24 protein-coding genes are annotated in these 18,834 nt (G+C 71.2%); 11 read left to right on the top strand and 13 right to left on the bottom strand.

Translation table 11 applies throughout. The features are described 5' to 3' along the window. Nucleotides 1-1,070 (bottom strand): non-reducing end alpha-L-arabinofuranosidase family hydrolase (locus tag ABD211_RS00295; RefSeq protein WP_425560311.1); only part of this gene is annotated, 1,070 nt, incomplete at its 3' end. Nucleotides 1,071-1,676: 606 nt separating this feature from the next. On the opposite strand from ABD211_RS00295, the gene ABD211_RS00290 reads away from it, so the two are divergent. Continuing rightward, nucleotides 1,677-1,940 (top strand): hypothetical protein, encoded by a 264-nt coding sequence (locus tag ABD211_RS00290; protein ID WP_344124957.1) that lies wholly within the window; start codon nucleotides 1,677-1,679, stop codon nucleotides 1,938-1,940. 34 nt (nucleotides 1,941-1,974) lie between these two features. Here the strand turns inward: ABD211_RS00290 and ABD211_RS00285 are convergent, their stop codons facing one another. Continuing rightward, nucleotides 1,975-3,003 (bottom strand): LacI family DNA-binding transcriptional regulator, encoded by a 1,029-nt coding sequence (locus ABD211_RS00285; protein WP_344124956.1) that lies wholly within the window; start codon nucleotides 3,001-3,003, stop codon nucleotides 1,975-1,977. Nucleotides 3,004-3,104: 101 nt separating this feature from the next. Here ABD211_RS00285 and ABD211_RS00280 point away from each other — a divergent pair, with 101 nt between their 5' ends. The 4 genes from ABD211_RS00280 to ABD211_RS00265 all read left to right on the top strand — a co-directional run bounded on the left by ABD211_RS00280 (nucleotide 3,105) and on the right by ABD211_RS00265 (nucleotide 7,712). Then, nucleotides 3,105-3,800, top strand: coding sequence for a hypothetical protein (locus ABD211_RS00280; RefSeq protein ID WP_344124955.1), 696 nt, complete (start codon nucleotides 3,105-3,107; stop codon nucleotides 3,798-3,800). Further along, nucleotides 3,797-5,737, top strand: a complete 1,941-nt coding sequence (locus ABD211_RS00275) for a sensor histidine kinase (protein ID WP_344124954.1) — start codon at nucleotides 3,797-3,799, stop codon at nucleotides 5,735-5,737. Before ABD211_RS00280 ends, ABD211_RS00275 begins: the two co-directional genes overlap by 4 nt. 6 nt (nucleotides 5,738-5,743) lie before the next feature. Continuing rightward, nucleotides 5,744-6,346 carry a response regulator gene (locus ABD211_RS00270; RefSeq protein WP_344124953.1) on the top strand — a complete coding sequence of 201 codons (603 nt, stop codon included), beginning with the start codon at nucleotides 5,744-5,746 and terminating at the stop codon, nucleotides 6,344-6,346. Between the two features lie 244 nt (nucleotides 6,347-6,590). Further along, nucleotides 6,591-7,712 (top strand): cellulose binding domain-containing protein, encoded by a 1,122-nt coding sequence (locus tag ABD211_RS00265; RefSeq protein WP_344124952.1) that lies wholly within the window; start codon nucleotides 6,591-6,593, stop codon nucleotides 7,710-7,712. Nucleotides 7,713-7,809: 97 nt separating this feature from the next. Here the strand turns inward: ABD211_RS00265 and ABD211_RS00260 are convergent, their stop codons facing one another. The 7 genes from ABD211_RS00260 to ABD211_RS00230 all read right to left on the bottom strand — a co-directional run bounded on the left by ABD211_RS00260 (nucleotide 7,810) and on the right by ABD211_RS00230 (nucleotide 11,417). Beyond that, entirely contained in the window at nucleotides 7,810-8,490 is a 681-nt protein-coding gene (locus ABD211_RS00260; RefSeq protein ID WP_344124951.1) for an arsenate reductase/protein-tyrosine-phosphatase family protein, read from the bottom strand. 32 nt (nucleotides 8,491-8,522) lie between these two features. Next, the gene (locus ABD211_RS00255) at nucleotides 8,523-8,936 is read right to left on the bottom strand and encodes an arsenate reductase ArsC (protein WP_344124950.1); all 414 of its coding nucleotides are present in this window, start codon (nucleotides 8,934-8,936) and stop codon (nucleotides 8,523-8,525) included. Between the two features lie 13 nt (nucleotides 8,937-8,949). Continuing rightward, nucleotides 8,950-9,693, bottom strand: a complete 744-nt coding sequence (locus ABD211_RS00250; protein ID WP_344124949.1) for an aquaporin — start codon at nucleotides 9,691-9,693, stop codon at nucleotides 8,950-8,952. Then, the gene (locus ABD211_RS00245; protein ID WP_344124948.1) at nucleotides 9,693-9,893 is read right to left on the bottom strand and encodes an ArsR/SmtB family transcription factor; all 201 of its coding nucleotides are present in this window, start codon (nucleotides 9,891-9,893) and stop codon (nucleotides 9,693-9,695) included. The genes ABD211_RS00250 and ABD211_RS00245 overlap by 1 nt, the downstream gene beginning before the upstream one ends. 11 nt (nucleotides 9,894-9,904) lie before the next feature. Further along, complete coding sequence (locus ABD211_RS00240; RefSeq protein ID WP_344124947.1) at nucleotides 9,905-10,567, bottom strand: arsenate reductase ArsC; 663 nt, start codon at nucleotides 10,565-10,567, stop codon at nucleotides 9,905-9,907. Nucleotides 10,568-10,882: 315 nt separating this feature from the next. After that, complete coding sequence (locus ABD211_RS00235; protein ID WP_344124946.1) at nucleotides 10,883-11,011, bottom strand: hypothetical protein; 129 nt, start codon at nucleotides 11,009-11,011, stop codon at nucleotides 10,883-10,885. A gap of 37 nt (nucleotides 11,012-11,048) precedes the next feature. Next, complete coding sequence (locus ABD211_RS00230; RefSeq protein WP_344124945.1) at nucleotides 11,049-11,417, bottom strand: ArsR/SmtB family transcription factor; 369 nt, start codon at nucleotides 11,415-11,417, stop codon at nucleotides 11,049-11,051. A gap of 80 nt (nucleotides 11,418-11,497) precedes the next feature. On the opposite strand from ABD211_RS00230, the gene ABD211_RS00225 reads away from it, so the two are divergent. The 6 genes from ABD211_RS00225 to pspM all read left to right on the top strand — a co-directional run bounded on the left by ABD211_RS00225 (nucleotide 11,498) and on the right by pspM (nucleotide 16,127). Next, entirely contained in the window at nucleotides 11,498-11,722 is a 225-nt protein-coding gene (locus ABD211_RS00225; RefSeq protein ID WP_344124944.1) for a hypothetical protein, read from the top strand. A 50-nt stretch (nucleotides 11,723-11,772) separates the two neighbouring features. Then, complete coding sequence (locus tag ABD211_RS00220; RefSeq protein WP_344124943.1) at nucleotides 11,773-12,099, top strand: ArsR/SmtB family transcription factor; 327 nt, start codon at nucleotides 11,773-11,775, stop codon at nucleotides 12,097-12,099. Continuing rightward, entirely contained in the window at nucleotides 12,096-12,608 is a 513-nt protein-coding gene (locus tag ABD211_RS00215; protein ID WP_344124942.1) for a GNAT family N-acetyltransferase, read from the top strand. The genes ABD211_RS00220 and ABD211_RS00215 overlap by 4 nt, the downstream gene beginning before the upstream one ends. Nucleotides 12,609-12,695: 87 nt before the next feature. Next, nucleotides 12,696-14,078, top strand: coding sequence for an FAD-dependent oxidoreductase (locus tag ABD211_RS00210; RefSeq protein WP_344124941.1), 1,383 nt, complete (start codon nucleotides 12,696-12,698; stop codon nucleotides 14,076-14,078). After that, nucleotides 14,066-15,265: an MFS transporter gene (locus tag ABD211_RS00205; RefSeq protein WP_344124940.1), complete on the top strand. Its 1,200-nt coding sequence runs from the start codon at nucleotides 14,066-14,068 to the stop codon at nucleotides 15,263-15,265. Before ABD211_RS00210 ends, ABD211_RS00205 begins: the two co-directional genes overlap by 13 nt. Nucleotides 15,266-15,356: 91 nt before the next feature. Further along, a complete protein-coding gene (pspM, locus tag ABD211_RS00200; RefSeq protein WP_344124939.1) occupies nucleotides 15,357-16,127 on the top strand; it encodes a phage shock envelope stress response protein PspM in 771 nt (256 codons plus the stop codon). Nucleotides 16,128-16,135: 8 nt separating this feature from the next. On the opposite strand, the gene ABD211_RS00195 is transcribed toward pspM, so the two are convergent. From ABD211_RS00195 to ABD211_RS00180, 4 genes are all read right to left on the bottom strand, one after another. Then, a complete protein-coding gene (locus ABD211_RS00195) occupies nucleotides 16,136-16,480 on the bottom strand; it encodes an EF-Tu/IF-2/RF-3 family GTPase (protein ID WP_344124938.1) in 345 nt (114 codons plus the stop codon). 141 nt (nucleotides 16,481-16,621) lie between these two features. Continuing rightward, nucleotides 16,622-17,170: a hypothetical protein gene (locus ABD211_RS00190; protein WP_344124937.1), complete on the bottom strand. Its 549-nt coding sequence runs from the start codon at nucleotides 17,168-17,170 to the stop codon at nucleotides 16,622-16,624. Nucleotides 17,171-17,181: 11 nt separating this feature from the next. After that, nucleotides 17,182-18,366, bottom strand: a complete 1,185-nt coding sequence (locus ABD211_RS00185) for a DUF2786 domain-containing protein (RefSeq protein ID WP_344124936.1) — start codon at nucleotides 18,364-18,366, stop codon at nucleotides 17,182-17,184. A gap of 43 nt (nucleotides 18,367-18,409) precedes the next feature. After that, nucleotides 18,410-18,730, bottom strand: coding sequence for a hypothetical protein (locus ABD211_RS00180; RefSeq protein ID WP_344124935.1), 321 nt, complete (start codon nucleotides 18,728-18,730; stop codon nucleotides 18,410-18,412). Between the last annotated feature and the right edge of the window lie 104 nt (nucleotides 18,731-18,834).

Genomic DNA, 18,834 nt, shown 5'->3' with positions numbered 1-18,834 from the left:
TTGTCACCGGCGAAGAACAGGTACATGTTCTGACTGTCAGCGATCAACGTCTGATCGATCGGACCCGTGTTGGACCCGGAGATGCTGCCGGTGAACAACGGCTGCGGCGCGGACCACCCGTTCGGGTTGGTCGGGTCGGTCGACGTGCGGTAGATGAACGGCCATTGACCCCACTGGTACGCCAGCACCCAGATGTTCTTCGGCGCGAAGTACAACAGCGTCGGCGCCACCGCCGCCGAGGGCATCGCGTTCTGACTCGCCGAGGCCATGTCCGACCAGTTCGTGAACGGCGTGAAGTTCATCGAACTGTACGACCCGTTCGACACGTACGACGCGTAGACCAGGTGCTTACCGTTGTACATCACGCTGGTGAAGTCCTTCAACGACACCCACCCCGACCTCGGGTTCGCCAACACACCCGTCGACGACCACCGGTACGACGACGGCAACGAACACGTGCCACCACCACCCGTGGTGGGTGCGGCGGTGGTGGGTGTGGTGCCGCCGACGCGGACGAGTTGCCATTGTTGGTTGGCGCCGCCCCAGTCGTCGTACTGGACGATGTTGGCGCCGTCGGTGGTGGCGGCGCCCTGGACTTCGAGGGCTTTGTTGCTGTTGCGGTTGATCAGCCGGACGTAGCCGTTGTCGGAGTCGGCGAGGCGCCATTGTTGGTTGGTGCCGTTGGCGTCGGACCATTGGACGATGCTGGCGCTGTTGGCGGTGGAGAAGTTGTAGACGTCGAGGACCTTGCCGGACAGGCGGGACTTGATGCGGTAGTAGCCGTTGCCGGAGTCGACGAACTGCCATTGTTGGTTGGTGCCGTCGTTGCGGGTCCACTGGGTGATGCGGGCTCCGTCGTTGGTGGCCCGTCCGTAGACGTCGACGGCTTTGCCGCTGTTGCGGTTGACCAGCACGTACCAGGCGCTGGTGTCGACGGTGGCCGCCGATGCCGGCCAGGTGCCCACCGCGACCACCGCGCCGGCCGCGACGACGGACACCACGCCGGCGGCCAGCGCCGTGCGCCAACCATGGCGCCGGCGGATAGCGGGCGCGTCACTCGTGATCGTCACGAGTGTCTCCTTTCCAATCGTGATCGAAGTCCCAGCGGATGCCGACGGCGTCAGGGCGATGGCGGTCGTGGGCACGCCAGTCGTCGTAGCCAGCACGAAAGCGGCTTCGAGGCCGAGCGATGTTAGCGTTAACAACGACGCTCGCGTTACGGGCGACGCGCATGAGCGGTCTCTCCCAGGGACGGGACGGGGAATGCCGAACAGCTTCCTGTGATGCGCTCGGTGGCAAGCACTTCCCTCAGACGAACCATCGCTGCTCGATGTTTTCGGCTGAGTGGACCGAAAATAGCGGCACATCAGTTCGAGTGTCAACGAAAACATTCGATGAAATGTCTCCGCCAATATTGTTATGCATGGCCGTGACCCGAAGTCCCTATGGAACGATCGCCACTGTTCCCACTGGTAACTTGATCGATAGCTCGCGAGGCATGCCGCGATCGCAGCCAGTAGGCAAAGGCAAGCTCACACGCCATCACACGCACCGATCGGCGCCGTGCCGGCCAAAACTCTGCCGTCTTGCCGGCGATAATTTCGGTGCTAGCCTTAACAGCCTCGTAACATCCACCATTGCCAATTCGTTGCGCGGCGGGAATCAGTCCGCGACATGTGGCATCGCGGGTCGCCGCCGGCACGCGCCGACCACCCCACGGGCACGCCGCACATCACCAGATCAAGAGGAGCCCGGCAGCAAACACCGACAACACCGCCAACGGGGTACCCAGGGTCGCCGCCGCCGGTCACTCCTGCGGCGGGCTGGAGGCGCTCATCGCCGCCCAGGACAGCCGGGTGAAGAGCGTCGTCCGGTCGTTCGTCATCGGCGGTGGCCTCGCGTCCCGGCCCAACTGGACGGTGCGGGGCAAGAACTTCTGAGTCTGCCGGGGCGGTCCCGGCGGGGCCGCCCCGGCTATGCCGTGCGCGGCGCGCCGGTGCTGCCGCGGACCATGAGATCGGCGGAGAAGGTGGCCTCCCGACGGCTGGGCTGTTTGCCCCTGGCCAGGTCCACGACCAGGTCCACCGCCGCGCCGGCCATATCGGCAAGGGGCTGGCGCACGGTCGTCAGGGGTGGGGTCAGCCAGGACGCCGGTGGGATGTCATCGAAGCCCACCACGCTGAGGTCCTTGGGGATGCGAATGCCCAGCTCATAGGCCACCTGATAGATCCCGATGGCGTCCCGGTCGCTGGAGGCGAAGATGGCGGTCGGCGGGTTGGGGAGCCCGAGCAGATGGCGGGCGTTCTCGACGCCGCTGGAGATCTGGAAGTCGCCCTGCCGGATCAGGCCCGGGTCGATCGGGACCCCGGCCGCGTCGAGCGCGGCCCGGTAGCCGTCGAGCCTCGCGCGGCTGGCGAGGGCGTGCGTGGGGCCGGCGATGAGCCCGATGCGCCGATGGCCCAGCTCCAGCAGATGGCGGGTGGCCGAGAGCCCGGCATTCCAGTTGTTGACGCTCACGGACGGGAACTGCGGGCCGGGCTCGGCGAGCGGATCGACCATCACGAACGGGATGTGCCGGCTGCGGAACAGCTTGACCTGGCTGACCGTGGGGCTGCAGAACACCCACAGCACGCCGGTGGGTCGGCGTGACACCAGCTCGTCAACCCAGCCGCGGCTGGGCGCCTGCCGGCCCTCGAGCCCGGACACCATCACGGCCAGGTGGTGTTGCCGGGCCGCCCGTTCGGCGCCGACGATGATCTCCATGGCGTAGTCGCCGCCCAGCACGTTGAAGACGAGCTCCACCAGGGGTGCCGGCGCGGTGACCCTGCGTTGGCGCCGGTAGCCCCACTCTTTGATCACGTCTTCGACGAGGTCGCGGGTCTCGCCAGCCACCGCACGACCATTGACGACCTTGGACACGGTCGCGACCGATACCCCCGCCCGTTCGGCGATCTGCGCAATTGTCAGCGGACCACGCTCGGTTGATCGGCCCTTCGAAGTCACCGCGGCAGTCTAAATTAACTTCAACCCGGCCGGGAGGATCTCCCGGGTCACCCGGGAACCAGCCCGATGTGCCGCGGCCGCCGGATCGGCACGCTCCATGCATGACTCGAAACGCACTGCGCGCCGCTGGCGCCATAGGCATCGCCCACGTGGCCATCGTCATCGCCGGCTTCGCCATCCAGTTCCAGGACGTCGTCGACATCACCCTGACCGCGCCCAAGGAGAACCTGACGACGTTCTTCGTCGACGGCGACCCCAGCCCCGTGTTCCTCGGGGGCCACCTGGAGTTGCTCGGGTACCTGCTGCTCCTGCCGTTCGCCGCGGCCCTCTACCGGCACCTGCGCTCGGCCGAGCCGGTCAGCGCGTTCGGGGCGTTGACGTCGATCCTGGCGGTCACCGCCTTCGTGGCGACGACGCTCTCGCCGGGCTTCGCGGCGGGCGCCGCCGCGCTGTGGATCGGCAGCCACGGTGGTGACCCGGCGTCGGTGGAGGCCCTGAACACCCTGCGCAACACCACCTACGTCACGTCGCTTGCCGCGTACGCCTTCTTCTTCGCCGCCGTAGGCGTCTCCGGGCTGACCGGTCGGTCGCTGCCGAAGTGGCTGAGCGTCCCGGCGCTGGTGCTCGCGGGCTGGCTCGCGGTCGGCCTCGCGTTCTTCACCGACGGGCAGGCCGACCTGCCGGCGATGGTGGGGCTCCTGTGGTCGCTGGCGGCGGCGATCTGGATGGTGTCCACGAAGATCAGCTCAACGGATGGTGCGCGCGCCGCGCAGGTGCCGGCAGTATCGCCGGCATGATCCGGACGGCTCGGCTCGCCCTCCTGTGGGGCCTGACCGTGATGACGACCGGGGCGGCCACCGTGGCCGCCCTGGTCGCTCAGGCGCGCGGACTGGCGCAGGCCGACAGCCGGTTGGCCGACCTGGTGGCCATCGCCGCGATAACCGGGGTAGGGGCGCTCATCCTCACCATCCGGCCCGGTCACCGGGTCGGCGTGATCATGCTCGCCAGCGGCGCCCTGTGGGGATTGGCGGCGCCGGTGGTGGAATGGGGCGTCGCGCGGGCGATCGAGCGGGCCGACCCCGTCCTGGTGGGCGTGGTGGTCGTGGCGCTGACGGTGCGCGGGCTGGGCTGGCTGCTCCTGGTCGGCGGCCTCGCGCTGGTGTTCCCGGACGGCCGACTTCCCGGGCCGCGCTGGCGATGGGCAGCCGCCGTGGCCGCCTGGTCGCTGAGCGCGTTCACGTTCGGGTCCCTGTGCCAACCTCACCCCATCGACCTGCGGGTGGAGGGTCTGCCGAACCCGCTGGCCCTGCCGGGAGCGGGCGGGACGCTGGCGGAGGCCAGCTTCCTGCTCGGCTTCGCGCTCGCGCTCGTCGCCGCGGCGACCGGGCTGGTCGCCATGGGCGTGCGCTGGCGGCGGGCGGACCAGCTGCAGCGCGAGCAGCTCAGCTGGTTCGCGCTGGCCTGCCTGCTCGTGCCTGTCGTGATGGTGGTCGCGCTGCTCGATGTGTCGACGGCGCTGGCGTACCCCCTCGCCGTCGCGGCCCTACCGACCGCGATCGGCTTCGCCGTCCTGCAGCGCCGCCTCTACGGCCTCGACCTGATCCTGCGGCGGACGCTGCTCTATGCCGTCCTGACGGCGGCGGTGTTCGCGGTCTACCTGCTGGCCGTGGCCGGTGCGGGCTCCATGATCGGGGTACGGCGGGGATGGTGGCTGGGGCTCGTGGGCGCGGTCGCCGTGGCCCTGGCCGTGGAACCGATGCGCCGCACCCTCCAACGCGTGGCCAACCGGGTGGTCTACGGCAACTGGGAGGATCCGTACGAGGTCGGCCGGCGTCTGGGCCTGCGCCTGTCGGACGCGGCCGCACCGCAGTCCACGTTGGATAACGCCCTGGTCGAGCTGGCCGCGACGCTCAAACTCCGCTGGGTCGCGATCGACTGCGACGGCGAGACGGTGGCCGAGGCCGGGCAGCGGCAGGATCCGATGCCGCCCGCGGAGACCATCGGCTGCCTCTCCGCTGTCGCGGATCGCCGGCTGCGCCCGCGTGACCGGGCGCTCCTGGAGTCGCTGGAGCGGCAGATCGCTCCGGTCGTCCGCGCCCGGCGGCTCGCCACCGAGCTTCGCCGCTCGCGCGACCGGCTGGTGCAGGCGCAGCAGGAGGAGCGCCGCCGGCTGCGCCGCGACCTGCACGACGGGCTCGGCGCCACGCTCGCCGCGTTGACCTTCAAGGTGGACACGGCCCGCAACGTGCTCGCCGGGGATCCGGCGGCGGAGCCCTTGCTGCTCGAGATCCGCGACCGCCTGCGCCACACGGTGGACGACGTGCGGCGACTGATCGACGGCCTTCGCCCGCCGCACCTGGACGAGCTGGGCCTCGTCGGCGCGCTCACCCGGCTCGCCGGCGAGCTCAGCGGGCAGACCCAGATCAGCATCCGGGTGTGCGACGGCCCGCACACGTCGAGCCCGACCGAGGTGGCCGCGTACCGCATCGCGCAGGAGGCGCTGACCAATGTGGTACGTCACGCCGGTGCCCGCACCTGCGAGGTGGTGCTCGCCTACCGGGACGTCGAGCTGGAGCTGAGCGTGTCCGATGACGGCAACGGCGAACCGGCGGCCCGCGACGGCAACGGCCTGGCGACGATGCGCGAGCGGGCCGAGGAGGTCGGGGGGACGCTTGCGGTCGCGTCCCGCCCGGGTCTGGGCACGGTGGTGACCGCCGTCCTGCCGAGAGGATAAAGGCAGATGAGAGTACTCATTGTCGACGACCACCCGCTGTTTCGGGACGGGGTGAGCGGGCTGCTCTCCTCGGTGCCGGGCACGACCGTCGTGGGGACGGCGGCGACGGCCGAGGAGGCGGTCCGGGAGGCGACCCTGACCCGTCCCGACGTCGTCCTGCTCGACCTCAACCTGCCCGGCGGATCGGGTCTGACCGCCATCCCACGGATCCTGGCGGCCTGTCCCGGGACGGCCGTGCTGGTGCTCACCATGGTCGAGGACGACCGCTCCCTGACCGCGGCACTCCGGGCCGGTGCCTCGGGGTACCTGCTCAAGGGTGTCGGCCAGGAGGAGTTGCTCGCGGCGCTGCGCACGATCGTCGGCGGTGGCGCGGTCTTCACCGGGGCCGTCGCGGACCGGATCCGCAGCGGGCGGACCGGGCACGCGGCGGACCTGACCGGGCGGGAGGCGGAGGTGCTGGAGCTGCTGGTCGAGGGCCGCGAGCCCGGGGCGATCGCGCGGGACCTGGGGCTGTCGACCAAGACCGTGCAGAACCATGTCTCGCGGATCCTGGCGAAGTTCCAGGCCCGCGACCGGGTCGAGCTCATCTTCAAGGTCAGAGGACTTTGAGTTATCTGGAGCGCGTGCAGAAGTCCATCAGGAAGTTCCATTCTGCCTTCGTAACCTGCAGTGATGCCGTCAGCTACGGGCGAGGTCGCCCACGCTGCGCGAAGGGCTCGCACCGTCCGCCGCCCAGAGGGCGCGGCGGCCGTCACATGGAAAGTGTTCTCTCTGAGTAGCGACACATTTCGCATGCATCGACAAACATCACTGGTGACCCTTGGCGGAACAATGATGTGCCCAGGAGGACGCCATGCGAAAAGTGAAGGGCCTGCTCGCTGCGGGATGTGCCGCCGCGCTGGCCGTAGCAGGCACGCTGCTGGCCATCGGCCCGGCCAGCGCCGAGTCGAACGGCGGCGTGCGCGTCATGCCGCTGGGCGACTCGATCACGGACGGCCTGAACGTGCCCGGCGGCTACCGGATCAACCTGTGGCAGAAGCTCGTGGCCGGCGGCTACCGCATCGACTTCGTCGGCTCGATGTTCAACGGCCCGAGCAACCTCGGTGACCACGACCACGAGGGCCACTCCGGCTGGACCATCGCGCAGATCGACGCGAGCGTGGTGAACTGGCTGCGGGCCACCACGCCCCGCACCGTACTGCTGCACATCGGCACCAACGACATGTTCGGCGGCTCGTCCGGCGCGCCGCAGCGGCTGTCGACGCTCATCGACCGCATCACCACGACGGCCCCGGACGCCGAGGTCTTCGTGTCGACGATCATCCCGCGGTCGGGCGCCGACTCGCAGGTACGCACGTTCAACGCGGCGATTCCGGGGATCGTGCAGAGCAAGGTGAGCGCGGGCAAGCGGGTGCACTTCGTGGACATGTACCCCGCATTGACGCTCTCCGACCTGGCCGACGGCGTGCACCCCAACGCCGGCGGGTACGCCAAGATGGCCACGGTCTGGGACAACGCGCTGCGGTCGGTGCCGCGCAGCATCACCGACGGCACCACGCCCACGTCCGGGGCCCCCACGACGACGCGCACCAGCGCGCCCCCGACCAGCACGAGGCCGAACTCCGCGGCGCCGAGCTCCGGCGCGCCCACCAGCACGCCGCCTGGTCAGACGACCGGTTGCTCCGCGGCGTACCGGCTGGTCAACAGCTGGAGCGGCGGCCTGCAGGCCGAGGTGACGGTCCGCAACGGCGGCACATCGACCCTCAACGGCTGGACCGTGCGGATGACGCTGCCCGGCGGGCAGAGCATCACCAGCCTGTGGAACGGGGTGAACACGGGCACGAGCGGCGCGGTCAGCGTGCGGAACGCGCCGTACAACGGCACTCTCCCCGCCAGCGGGTCCGCCACCTTCGGGTACGTCGCGAACGGCAGCTCCGCGGCGGCGCCGAGTTCGGTCAGCTGTTCAAGCCCGTGACCTGACCGGTCGTGGCAGCACCAGCTTGGGCGTCCCCACGGGCGTCCAAGCTGGTGACCTGCACGGCGGCGGGCATTCGCCCACCCTCGGGGCGGCCCTATGCGGCGGTGGGCGCGGTCACGAGTGGCGCGATCCGGCTGATGCGGGCTGCGATGTCGGCGTACGCGGCTTCGAACGCGGCGTCGGTGTCGTCGCGAACGGGGTCCGGCACCGACCAGTGCAGGGCGCGGGCGCCTTCGGGGAGCCGTTCGTGCGCGTTGTCGCAGACCGCGATGACAAGGTCGCCGCTGCGCAGCACGTCGGCGACGTGACGAGTGCCGGTGGGCTCGACGGTCAACCCGTGGCGCCGCGCGACACGCACCGCCCGCGGATGCACGCGTGCTGCCGGTTGGGTGCCCGCGGACGCCGCCGGCACGGCGCTCTGCTGCGCCCACAGCGCCGCGGCGAGTTGCGAGCGGGCGGAGTTGTGGGTGCACACGAACACCACCCGCGCCGCCGGATGACCCTGTGGCACCAGTAGGCCGGCCAGGGTGTCGGGCAGGAGGTGTACGTAGGTGCGGCGGCGGTCGCCTTCAGAGGTGGTGCGCACGATCAGCCCAGCGTCCTGGAGGACGTTGAGATGGTGGGCGACGAGATTGGTGGGCAGAGCCAGGTTGTGGGCGACCTCTCCCGGCGACGCGTCGCCGAGGACGAGCATGTCGACGATGGCCAGACGGGCCGGGTCACCCAGGGCAGCGTGGATCGCCGCCCGCTCGTCGAGAGTTCTGGCCCCGCTCATTAACTCAACGCTCAATGAGTGTTCTGTCGATGTCAAGCGCCGGTCGACGGCAGAAGTTCGGATACAAGCCGCTGGACGCGGTCGCGGATCTCGTCGCGGATTCCTCGGACGGCTTCGATACCCTGGCCGGCCGGGTCGTCGAGCTTCCAGTCCTCGTAACGCTTGCCGGGGAACACGGGGCAGGCATCGCCGCAGCCCATCGTGATGATCACGTCGGAGGCGTACGCGGTGTCGTAGTCGAGGAGCTTGGGGGTGTTCCCGGTGATGTCGATGCCGGCCTCGGCCATCGCCGCCACCGCGACCGGGTTGATCTGGTCGGCGGGGGCGGAGCCGGCGGAACGCACCTCGACCGCGTCCGCGCCGAAGTGGCGGAGCCAGCCGGCGGCCATCTGCGACCGGCCGGCGTTGTGGACGCAGACGAACAGGACGCTGGGCTTGTCAGACATCGAATTGATCCCTTCAGGTAACAGGAGTGGATGAGCTCGCGGCGGTGTCGTGCGGGACCGTCACGAGGTCGGCGGCTTCGCCAGCGTGCGGGTACAGGACGGCGAGCAGGGCGACGCCGACCAGAAGTCCGAGGATCTGGGCAGGAATGAAGCCGACGAGGGAGGCGGGCGCGATTCCGGCGAAGGTGTCGGTGAACGCGCGGCCGATGCTGACGGCGGGATTGGCGAACGACGTCGACGAGGTGAACCAGTACGCCGCACCGATGTAGGCGCCGACCGCGGCCGGGGCCACGTTGGCGCGTCCGGACCGGGCGAGTGCGAACACGAGCAGGATCAGTCCGGCGGTCGCGACGACCTCCCCGAGCCACAGGCCGGTGGCGGCGCGTTCGTGCTGTGACCAGGTCACGGCGGGCAGGCCGAACATCAGGTTGGCCAGGACCGCTCCCCCGATAGCGCCGCTCACCTGTGCGGGTACGTACAGGCTGAGCTGGCGCGGCGTGAGTCCGTGCCCGCTGCGGCGCCCCAGCCACCAGTCGGCGAGCGAGACCACCGGGTTGAAGTGCGCTCCGGACACCGGGCCGCACATCAGGATCAGGACGGGCAGGCCGAGTGCGGTGGCGGTCGAGTTTGCCAGCAGCTGGATCCCGATGTCGTCGGACAGCTGGGTGGCCATGATGCCGGAGCCCACCACGATCGCGACGAGAAGCAGTGTGCCGATGAACTCGGCCACCGCGCGCCGCCAGGTCGCCGCGCCCATCAGCACGGCCTCGAGGTCGCCGCGGTCGCCCGCGCCCGGGCCGCGAGGTCCGTCAGCTGTCGGGCGGCGCCCTCCAGCGTCTCGGGAACGAGACGGTAGTAGGTGTAGCGGCCGCGCGGCTCAAGCACGATCATGCCCGCCCGGCGCAGGACCCGCAGGTGGTTGGACACGTTGGCCTGGGTCGCGCCGGTGTCGGTCACGTTAAGGAGGGTCACCTGATGTTCACCGAGGGGACACCGAGATCGGCGAGCAGGCCGCGCACCCTGCGCTCGATCTCATCGCGGATCGGTCGGACGTGCTCGACGTCCTGACCGGCCGGGTCGTCGAGTTCCCAGTTCAGGTAGCGCTTGCCGGGAAAGATCGGGCACGCGTCACCGCAGCCCATGCTGACGACGACGTCGGCGGCGCGCACCACCTCGTCGGTCCACGGCTTGGGGTACTTGGTGGTGATGTCGATGCCGCGCTCAGCCATCGCCGCCACGGCCGAGGGGTTGACCTCGATCCCGGGCTCGGAGCCCCCCGACCAGCCGACCGCCGCGTCGCCGGCCAGGTGCTGGAAGAAGCCCAACGCCATCTGGCTCCGGCCGGCGTTGTGCACACACAGGAACAGCACGACCGGGCGGCCGTCGTCGCGACGGCCCTCGACCTTGGCGAGCGCGCCGAGTCGTTGCCGGGCGAAGCGCTCGGCCAGCAACGGCAGGAACTTGGCGATGCTGCTGCGGTCGGCGAACTGGTCGTAACTGGCGTACAGGAAACGTTCGATCGTCTCCGGACCGTACACGTCGGCGAACTCCGCACCCAACCGCGTGGCCGCGGTGCGTAGCGCCACCTGCTGATCCATCGTGAGGTCGAATCCGGCGGTCAGGTCGGTCACGGGCGCCTCCTCTTTGCCGAGTGGGCAATTACCTCAAGAAAGATTGAGTCAATTATTGATGAGTTAACGCCCGGGTGTCAACGCGGCGGCGACGCATCGGTGGGCCCAACGGGTGAAGATCCGCCCAACGACGGCGCCGTTCGAGATCTGGAATGCTGTGGGCGTGACGCCGCTGACGCTGACGTGCATCGTCCGGGTGCCGCCGCCCGGTGCGGCCGACTTCCAGCGCTACGAGGCCGAGGTGCTGCCCGTGTTGGGCCATTACGGCGCTCGCATCGAGCGACGGCTACGTTCGGTTGAGGGTCTGGTCGAGGTTCACGTGGTGTGGTTCCCGTCGGACGAGGCGCTGCGGGCGTACCAGGACGACCCGCGGTGCGTGGCGGCCCGCCCGTTGCTGGACTCGTCGGGCGCGACGTTCGAGTACCTGGTTGTGCGGGACGTCATCGACGAGTTGGCCCGCCAGGTATCCGCAGGACGCAGCTCAGGCGTCCGGCAGGGCCGCGGTGTCGAGCAGGGCGGCGAGCTGGCGGAGGTTGGCCGGCACGGGTCGGTAGTAGACCCAGGTGCCGCGGCGGTCGCCGGCGATGAGGCCCGCCTCCCGGAGCACCTTGAGGTGATGGGAGATGGTCGGCCCGGACACGTCGAACTCGCCGCTGGTCAGGTCACACACGCAGATCTCCCCGGCGGACGCGGACGTGATCCGGGAGAGCAGGCGTAGGCGGATGGGGTCGCCGAGGGCCTTGAACATGCGGGCCAGGTCGGCGGCGTGCTCGGCGTCGAGCGCCTGCTCAGCGATGGGCGAGCAGCACACGCCCTCGGCGGCGCCCAGGACGACGAGTTGCTTCGACATGCCCCTAGGTTGACAGACTTCGAATCAGGGTGCAAGCTCGTGGTAGCTGATTCGAAAATCATCAAGACAAGGAGTCGACAATGATCAACAAGACATCGAGCACCCAGAGCGGGGACCCGGCGAAGGTGATCAGCCCGCCCTCGACCCAGGGATGCTGCGGGAGCGCGACCGCCGATGGGGCCGCCCCCGTCGCGCAGGAGTCGACGTGCTGCGGCACTACAGCCGAGGCGGTCGCGTCCGGCGGGTGCTGCGGTGCGGCCGCGAAGGCCGAGGCGGTCGCCTCGGGCGCCGGGTGCTGCCGGTGACGACCGAGTATCATCGGTAATCGGCGATTAGCGATGATGTTGGGACGACCATGGAACTGCTGGATCGGGACAGAGCCGACGAGTACGCCTCGTGGTTCCGCGCGCTGGCGGACGGATCACGGGTACAGCTGGTGGAGCTTCTGGCCCGTCACGGGGAGCCGATGAGCGTGGGGCAGATCGTGGCGGCGATGGGGTTGGCGCAGTCGACCGTGTCGCAGCACCTGAAAATCCTCACCGCGGTCGGTTTCGTCCTGGTCGAGCCCGTCGGCAGTGCCCGCCACTACCGCGTCAACAGCAGGTGCGTCGATCGTTTCCCGTCGGCCGCGGACGTCGTGATGGGCCGGCCCGCGCCAGGCACCCCGGGAGCGTGCTCATGACACAGAATCCGGACGCCCTCGTGGTCCGGGCGATGGAGGGCGGTGACGCCGGGCAGGTCCTGTCCATCTACCAGGCCGGTCTCGACGGAGGGCAGGCCAGTTTCGAGACGGACGCCCCGACGTGGGAGGCGTTCGACGCGGGCAGGCTCCCGGAGCACCGGCACGTCGCGCTCCTCGGCGGGCGGGTCGTGGGCTGGGTCGCGGTCTCGCCGGTGTCGGCCCGCGCGGTGTACCGCGGGGTCGTGGAGCACTCCGTCTACGTCGACCCGACCGTGCGGGGCCGGGGCGTCGGTGCCGCGTTGATGGCGGCGCTGATCGCGTCGACCGAGGCCGCCGGGATCTGGACCATCCAGTCCGGCGTGTTCCCGGAGAACACCGCGAGCCTCCGCCTGCATGAGCGGGCCGGGTTCCGGGTCGTCGGCACCCGCCGGGCGGTGGGCCGCCATCACGGCGCCTGGCGTGACGTCGTCCTGCTCGAGCGACGCAGCGCCGTCGCCGGCCAGGACTGATTTGACAAACACCAAAATAAGAGTGACGCTGAACCTCGTTGATTCCATACTTTTCAAAACAGTCGTACGGATGGGGAAGGACAGACCATGAGCGATCAACCGCTGCCGGTCCTGGTGATCGGCGCAGGGCCGGTGGGGATGGCCGCCGCCGCGCACCTGGCCACCCGGGGCCTCGACTTCGTCGTTGTCGAGGCGGGCGAGCAGGTCGCCGCGTCGGTGCGGGACTGGGCGCACGTGCGCATCTTCTCGCCGTGGCGGTTCAACATCGACGCGGCCGCACGGGCGCTGCTGGAGGCAACGGGCTGGTCGGCACCGGACCCCGAGGCGCTCCCCACGGGTGGTGAGCTGATCAGTGGGTACCTCGCGCCGCTGGCCGCGCACCCCGCCGTCGCGCCGAACCTGCGCTTCGGGGTGGGCGTGACGGCGATCGGGCGGCAGGGGTTCGACAAGGTCCGCACCGCCGGGCGGGAGAAGGTCCCGTTCGTGGTCCACCTGTCCGACGGGTCGCGGCTGGTCGCGTCCGCGGTCATCGACGCCTCCGGAACGTGGCGCACCGCCAACCCGCTCGGCGGCAACGGGCTGCCCGCCCGGGGCGAGGTTGACGCGCGGTCGGCCGGGCGGATCTTCGACGGCATGCCCGACGTGCTCGGCACGCTGCGCGCGCGGTTCGCCGGCCGGCAGGTCGCCGTGGTCGGCGCCGGTTACTCCGCGATGGGCACCCTCCTTTCGCTGGCCGAACTGGCCCAGGCGGAGCCGGGCACCAGCGTGCACTGGATCGTGCGGGCGCCGAGCCCGTCCCGCGCCTACGGCGGCGGCGACGCCGATGCCCTGCCCGCCCGCGGCGCGATCGGCACCCGGGTCAAGGCCCTCGTGGACGCCGGAGCCGTCACCGTACACACGGGGTTCTTCGTCGACGAGGTCACCGCCGACGCGGTGGTCTCGGCCGACGGCCGCAAGGTCGCCGCCGATGTGATCGTCAACGCGACCGGCGCGCGACCCGACTTCCGCATCGCCGAGGAGCTCCGCCTGGACCTCGACCCGATCCTGGGCGCCACGCGGACGCTGGCCCCGCTGATCGACCCGAACGAGCACTCCTGCGGCACCGTGCCTCCGCACGGTGTCGACGAGCTCGCCCATCCCGAGCCCGGCTACTACGCCGTCGGCGCCAAGTCCTACGGGCGGGCGCCGACCTTCCTCCTCGCCACGGGGTACGAGCAGGCCCGGTCCGTGGTCGCCGCGTTGGCCGGCGACTGGACCGCCGCCCGTGACGTCCAGCTGGACCTCCCCGAGACCGGCGTCTGCTCCTCCGACCTCGCGTTCGACGAGCAGGACAGCGGCGGCGGGTGCTGCGGCACGGCTCCGGCACCCGCCGGGGCGGGACGCGGGCTGGCCACGGGAGTCCGTGGCGGGTTGCTGTCCCTGCCGCTGGTCCAGGCCGGAACGGGCACGGACGGCGGGTGCTGCAACTGACCACCCCGACGGNCGCCCCCCCCCGTCGCGCGCGAGCGCTGGTCGTCACGCTCGCGCTCACCCAGACCATCGGGTACGGCGTGCTCTACTACGCCTTCGCCGTCCTCATCACCCCGATGGCCGCCGACCTGCACACCTCCACCGCCACCGTGACCGGGGCGCTCACCACGTCCGTGCTCGTCAGCGCGGTCGCGGCTGTCCCCGTCGGACGGTGGTTGGACCGCCACGGCGGCCGGACCCTCATGACCTTCGGCGCCGTCCTCGGCGTCGTCGCGGTGCTCACCTGGTCGCTGGTCGACCAGGTATGGCAGCTGTACGCGACGTTCGTCATCATCGGACTCGCCAGCGCCGCCAGCCTCTACGAGGCCGCGTTCGCCGTCATCATCGCCACCACCCCGGCGCACGCCCGCTCCCGGGCCCTGCTCGCCGTCACGGTCCTGGCCGGGTTCGCGTCCAGCATCTTCCTGCCCCTGACCGGCGTGCTCCTGCACCATCTCGGGTGGCGGACGACCCTGGTCGTGCTCGGCGCCCTACTCGCCACCACGATCCCCGCGCACGCCATCGTCGTCCCGGCCCGCACGCGACCGGCCGCGCGACGCGATCCCCACGCCCGCCGGTCCTGGGCGGTGTTGCGTGACGGGTCGTGGTGGCTGCTCGCCGGCGGATTTGTCGCCCAGGCCGCCGGCGTCGCCGCCGTCGGCGTACTCCTCATCGTCTATCTGCGCGGCATCGGCCACTCTCCCACCGCCGCCGCGACCCTGGCCGGGATGCTCGGCGTCCTGTCGGTCACCGGCCGGCTCGTCACCACCCACGCCGCCCGCCGGCTCGGCATGACCACCATCACCGCCGCCGTCTTCGCCCTGCAGGCGGTCAGCGTGCTCGCCCTGCCGTACCTCGGCCGCTCCACGGTCGGCGCCGCGATCTGCGTGACCGGCTTCGGGCTCGGCTTCGGCGTCGCGACCATCGCCCGCCCCGCCATCCTCGCCGACCGGTACGGTACCGCCCGCTACGCCACGATCGCCGCGACCATGACCACCCCGATCACGGCCACCAGGGCGCTCGCGCCCCTTGCCGCGGCGGCGGTCGGTCCGAACACGTTTCTGCTCGCCGCCGGCCTGGCATGCATGACCGGCGGGGCGCTCCTGTACGGCGCCGCCCGTCCACGCGATGACGATGTGTTGACGTAGCACCTCATTGCCGCGCCTGCCCGACTTATGCTCAAGGCTGGGACCAGCATGGATCTCGTTCCTCAACCGGACTATCGGGCAGGAGGGCGCCATGTTCGACGAGCGCGCTCGTTACTGCCGGCGACTGCGGCGGTTGCGCCGTGCTACGCGCAGGTGGAGTGTCCTGGCCGGCGTGCTCACCGGCGCCGCGACCGTGCTCACGCCGTACGCCGGTCTGAGTGTGATCGATGGCGCGTGGGCCGCCGCCGCGGGCGGCGCGGTCGTCCTGGCCGGCTGGCGCTGGGCGGACTACCGCGCGTTGGCCGGACAGCCCGTGCCGCCCGTCGCGGATCCCACGACGGTCGCTCATCGGACCCGGCTCCGGATCGAGGAATGGGTCGGGGCGGTCCCGGGTGGCCGGGACGTGCTCACCCAACTACGGCGCCACGGCAACACCCGGCACGTGCGCAACACCGCGGTCACCCCGGGCTGGCGGCGACTTGACCGGGCCGTTGACATCCTGGCGGACCTGCCGATGCCGCGGGAAGGGCCGGCGGCGACGGCCGCGACGCAGGCGGCGGTGGCCGAAAGGGACCTGCGGGACCTCGCCCGACGCGCGGCCGGACTGCAGCGCGCCCTGCCCTACGGCACACCGGGCCACGACCTCGGCCGGGCACACGACGCGCTCGTCGCCGAGTTCGAACAGGGCGTGACCGCGTACGAGACGCTCGTCGCCGCCACGGCCGCATACCTGGCCGAGGAAGGCCGCGCCACACCACAACAGCCGACGCTGGACCAGCTGACCGAGGCGACCGAGCTGCTCCGCGGCACCACCGAAGGCTTCGTGGAGCTGAGGGCGACGCCGGTGACGTTCCGCCGGTAGCGTCCGCGTCAGGTGCGGAGGACATCGCCTGGGACGATCTCTTTCTTGGCCGTGCCGCGGATCAGGAGCCCGACCGTCTCGCCGGCTGCGGCACGGCTCATCGTTGTCCGGGAGCGCTCGATCCCGCTGATCTCAAGGACACGAACCGCCCGGCCGTCCCGCTCCAGGGTCACCCGGTCGCCGATGCCGACCGCGCCCGACTCGACCGTGCCGGTGACCACCACGCCGCGGCCGGTGATGAAGAAGCAGTCGCCGACGACCAGCCGGAAGTCGCCGGAGGTCGTCACCGGTGTGGAGGGGACCTGCTCGGGGATCGTGAACAGGTCCTTGCCGCGTCGACGGAAGATGCCCATGGGGTGGCCTACCAGTAGATCTCGACGAATGTCGCGTTCGCCCTGCATCGTACGTGCGGTTACGACTCCGTGCCGTGCGCCGGCAGGCGCTCCGGCAGGCCGAGCCGCGGGAACCGGTCGTTGCGCGGGCGCGACAACTCATCACTGTTCGCCGCCGAACAGGTCGCCCTGTTCGGCGGCGTCGAGGTCCACGTCGCTGTGCTGGGGCGCGGGCAGTCGATCGGACCGGGACGAGTGCAGCCGGCGCCCGGTGGCCGGGTCCCGACGGCTGGTGACCACGCAGGTGACCAGGCGTACGGGCGGTGGCGGCGGGCGGAACGGGCCGCGCCCCCAGCGGACCCACAGCGCGACCCGGCCGGCCCGCGCCTCGGCGACCAGCTTGTCGAGCGTGCGCTGGCGGTCGGAGCTGTCCACCTCGACGACGATCGGCGCGGCGCCCGCCCGGGCGATGCCGACGTCGACCACCGAGAACCGGTCAGAGTACGGGGCGGGCAGCGGCACGACGCTGGGCGCCCGGCGGTAGACCCGCCAGTGCCGCGTGCGGCCCCACTCGACCACCGCGTCCACCAGCAGGCCGGTGACCTGGTCGGCGTCCCGGTCGGCGAACGACGCGGCGTCGATCCACTCGCCCAGTGACGCGGCGACCCGGTCCGCGTCATCGGCTGCCGGCCGGCGTTCCCCCTGCGACATCACCGCAGAGCCTAGCGCCGGCCGGGTGCGTGCAGGGCGGCCCGGTCGGCGGCGGCCCGGCCGGACTCCCAGCCCTCGACGCTGTCGACGCGGGTGCCCCGGCCCCGGGTGGTGCGGGGGAAGACCTTGCGCAGGGACTCGCGGACCTGCTCGTCGCGGGACGCCAGCACCGGCAGCAGGTCGGCCGTCCCGACGCCGCGCACAGCCTCGGCCAGGGTGGCCCCGGCGGCGGCGGCGAACCGCTCGCCGATGCGCACCGCGAACGCCACCAGGAACGACTGCCGGTACGCCCGCAGCCGCGCGCGGCCCGCCTTGCCGCCCGGCGGCTCGCTCCGGGCCATCGCGTGGTGCGCCTGCACCAGGAGGGAGGTGTGCAGCACCTCGACCGCGTCGATGTCGGCGTCGAACCCGAACACCGTCGCGAACCCCAGCTCCGGCGACCACACCGCGTAGCAGCGGTTGGCCGCCGCGACGGCGTCCAGCAGGGCGGCCTTCTCGGCCTCGTACGGATGGTCGACGCCGATCCGCCGCGCGAGCGGGACCACCGCGTCACCGGCCCGCGCCTCCAGCAGCGCCTCGTCGAGGCTGTAGCGGGTGATGAGCTCCTGGGCCTTGGCGGTGTACGCCTCCGCCTCGGCCGGGTAGTCGGTCGACTCGGCCTTGGCGAGCAGGCCGCGCACCCTGTCCAGCAGGCGGGTGCCGCCCCGGTGGACCGCCCCGGACGCGCGGGCGCGGGACCGGCGGGCGGTGCCCGGCGGGGGGACGAGCAGCTCGATGGGCGGCAGCTCGGACAGGATGGCGAGCAGCGTCAGCGCCGTGTCCACCACCTCCACCCGCTCGAGGCGCCCACTGCGGCCGAACTCCCGTAGGTAGTCCTGCGGTGCGTACGCGCGCAGCTCGTCCAGTTGCGCCTGCCAGCGCTCGTCGACGGCGGCCGGCGCGAACCCGGCCATGTACGCGGCGATGGCGTCCTTCAGCAGGTGGGCGTGCTTCGCGTGGCCGCGACGGCCGACGACCCGGTGCAGTTCGACGGGCTGCCAACCGCGTCGCCAGAGCGTGGCCAACGCGTCATGCAGGATCTCGATGATCGCCGCGTCGACCTCGGTCGCGGGTGCGACGGTCAGCGCGTCCAGCGCGGGTTCGTAGCGGACCACCCCGGCGAGGGCGGCACTGATCGTCTCCCGCACCGTCGTCACGCCACCAGGCTACGGAGCCCGCGGCCTTCACCTGTTCCCGGCCTCAGGCCAGAACACCACGTACGAGCTGCTCGGTGACCCGTCGGCGGAAGGCCGCGTCGGTCGTGTCCGCGCCGGTCATCGAGCGACCGAGCACCGCCAGCAGCATGGCGCCGAGGATCGCGTTGGCCGCGTCGGCCGCGTCGGCCACCGCGAATTCGCGGGTCGCCCGCCCTTCGATGAGCACCTCACGCAGCGGGCCCGCGATCCAGGCGTCGTTGGCCGTCAGGACCTCCCGGAGCCGGCCGGCGCCGCCGAGCGCGCCGAGCAGTCCCGCGCACATGCCCGGATGGTGGCCGAGGAACTCGACGAGCGCGCCGAGCATCGACCGCAGCCGCCCGGTCGGCGCCTGCGTGCCGTCGGTCGCGAGCCGGACCGCCTGCGCACCCTGTTCGGCATGCGTGACGAGCAGGAAGGCGAGGAGATCGT

Origin of the sequence: Luedemannella flava (assembly GCF_039528515.1) — a bacterium.
In the GTDB taxonomy this organism is placed as follows: Bacteria; Actinomycetota; Actinomycetes; order Mycobacteriales; family Micromonosporaceae; genus Luedemannella; species Luedemannella flava.
Note: the sequence above shows the minus strand (reverse complement) of the source record. Positions and strands in the feature narration are given on the sequence as shown.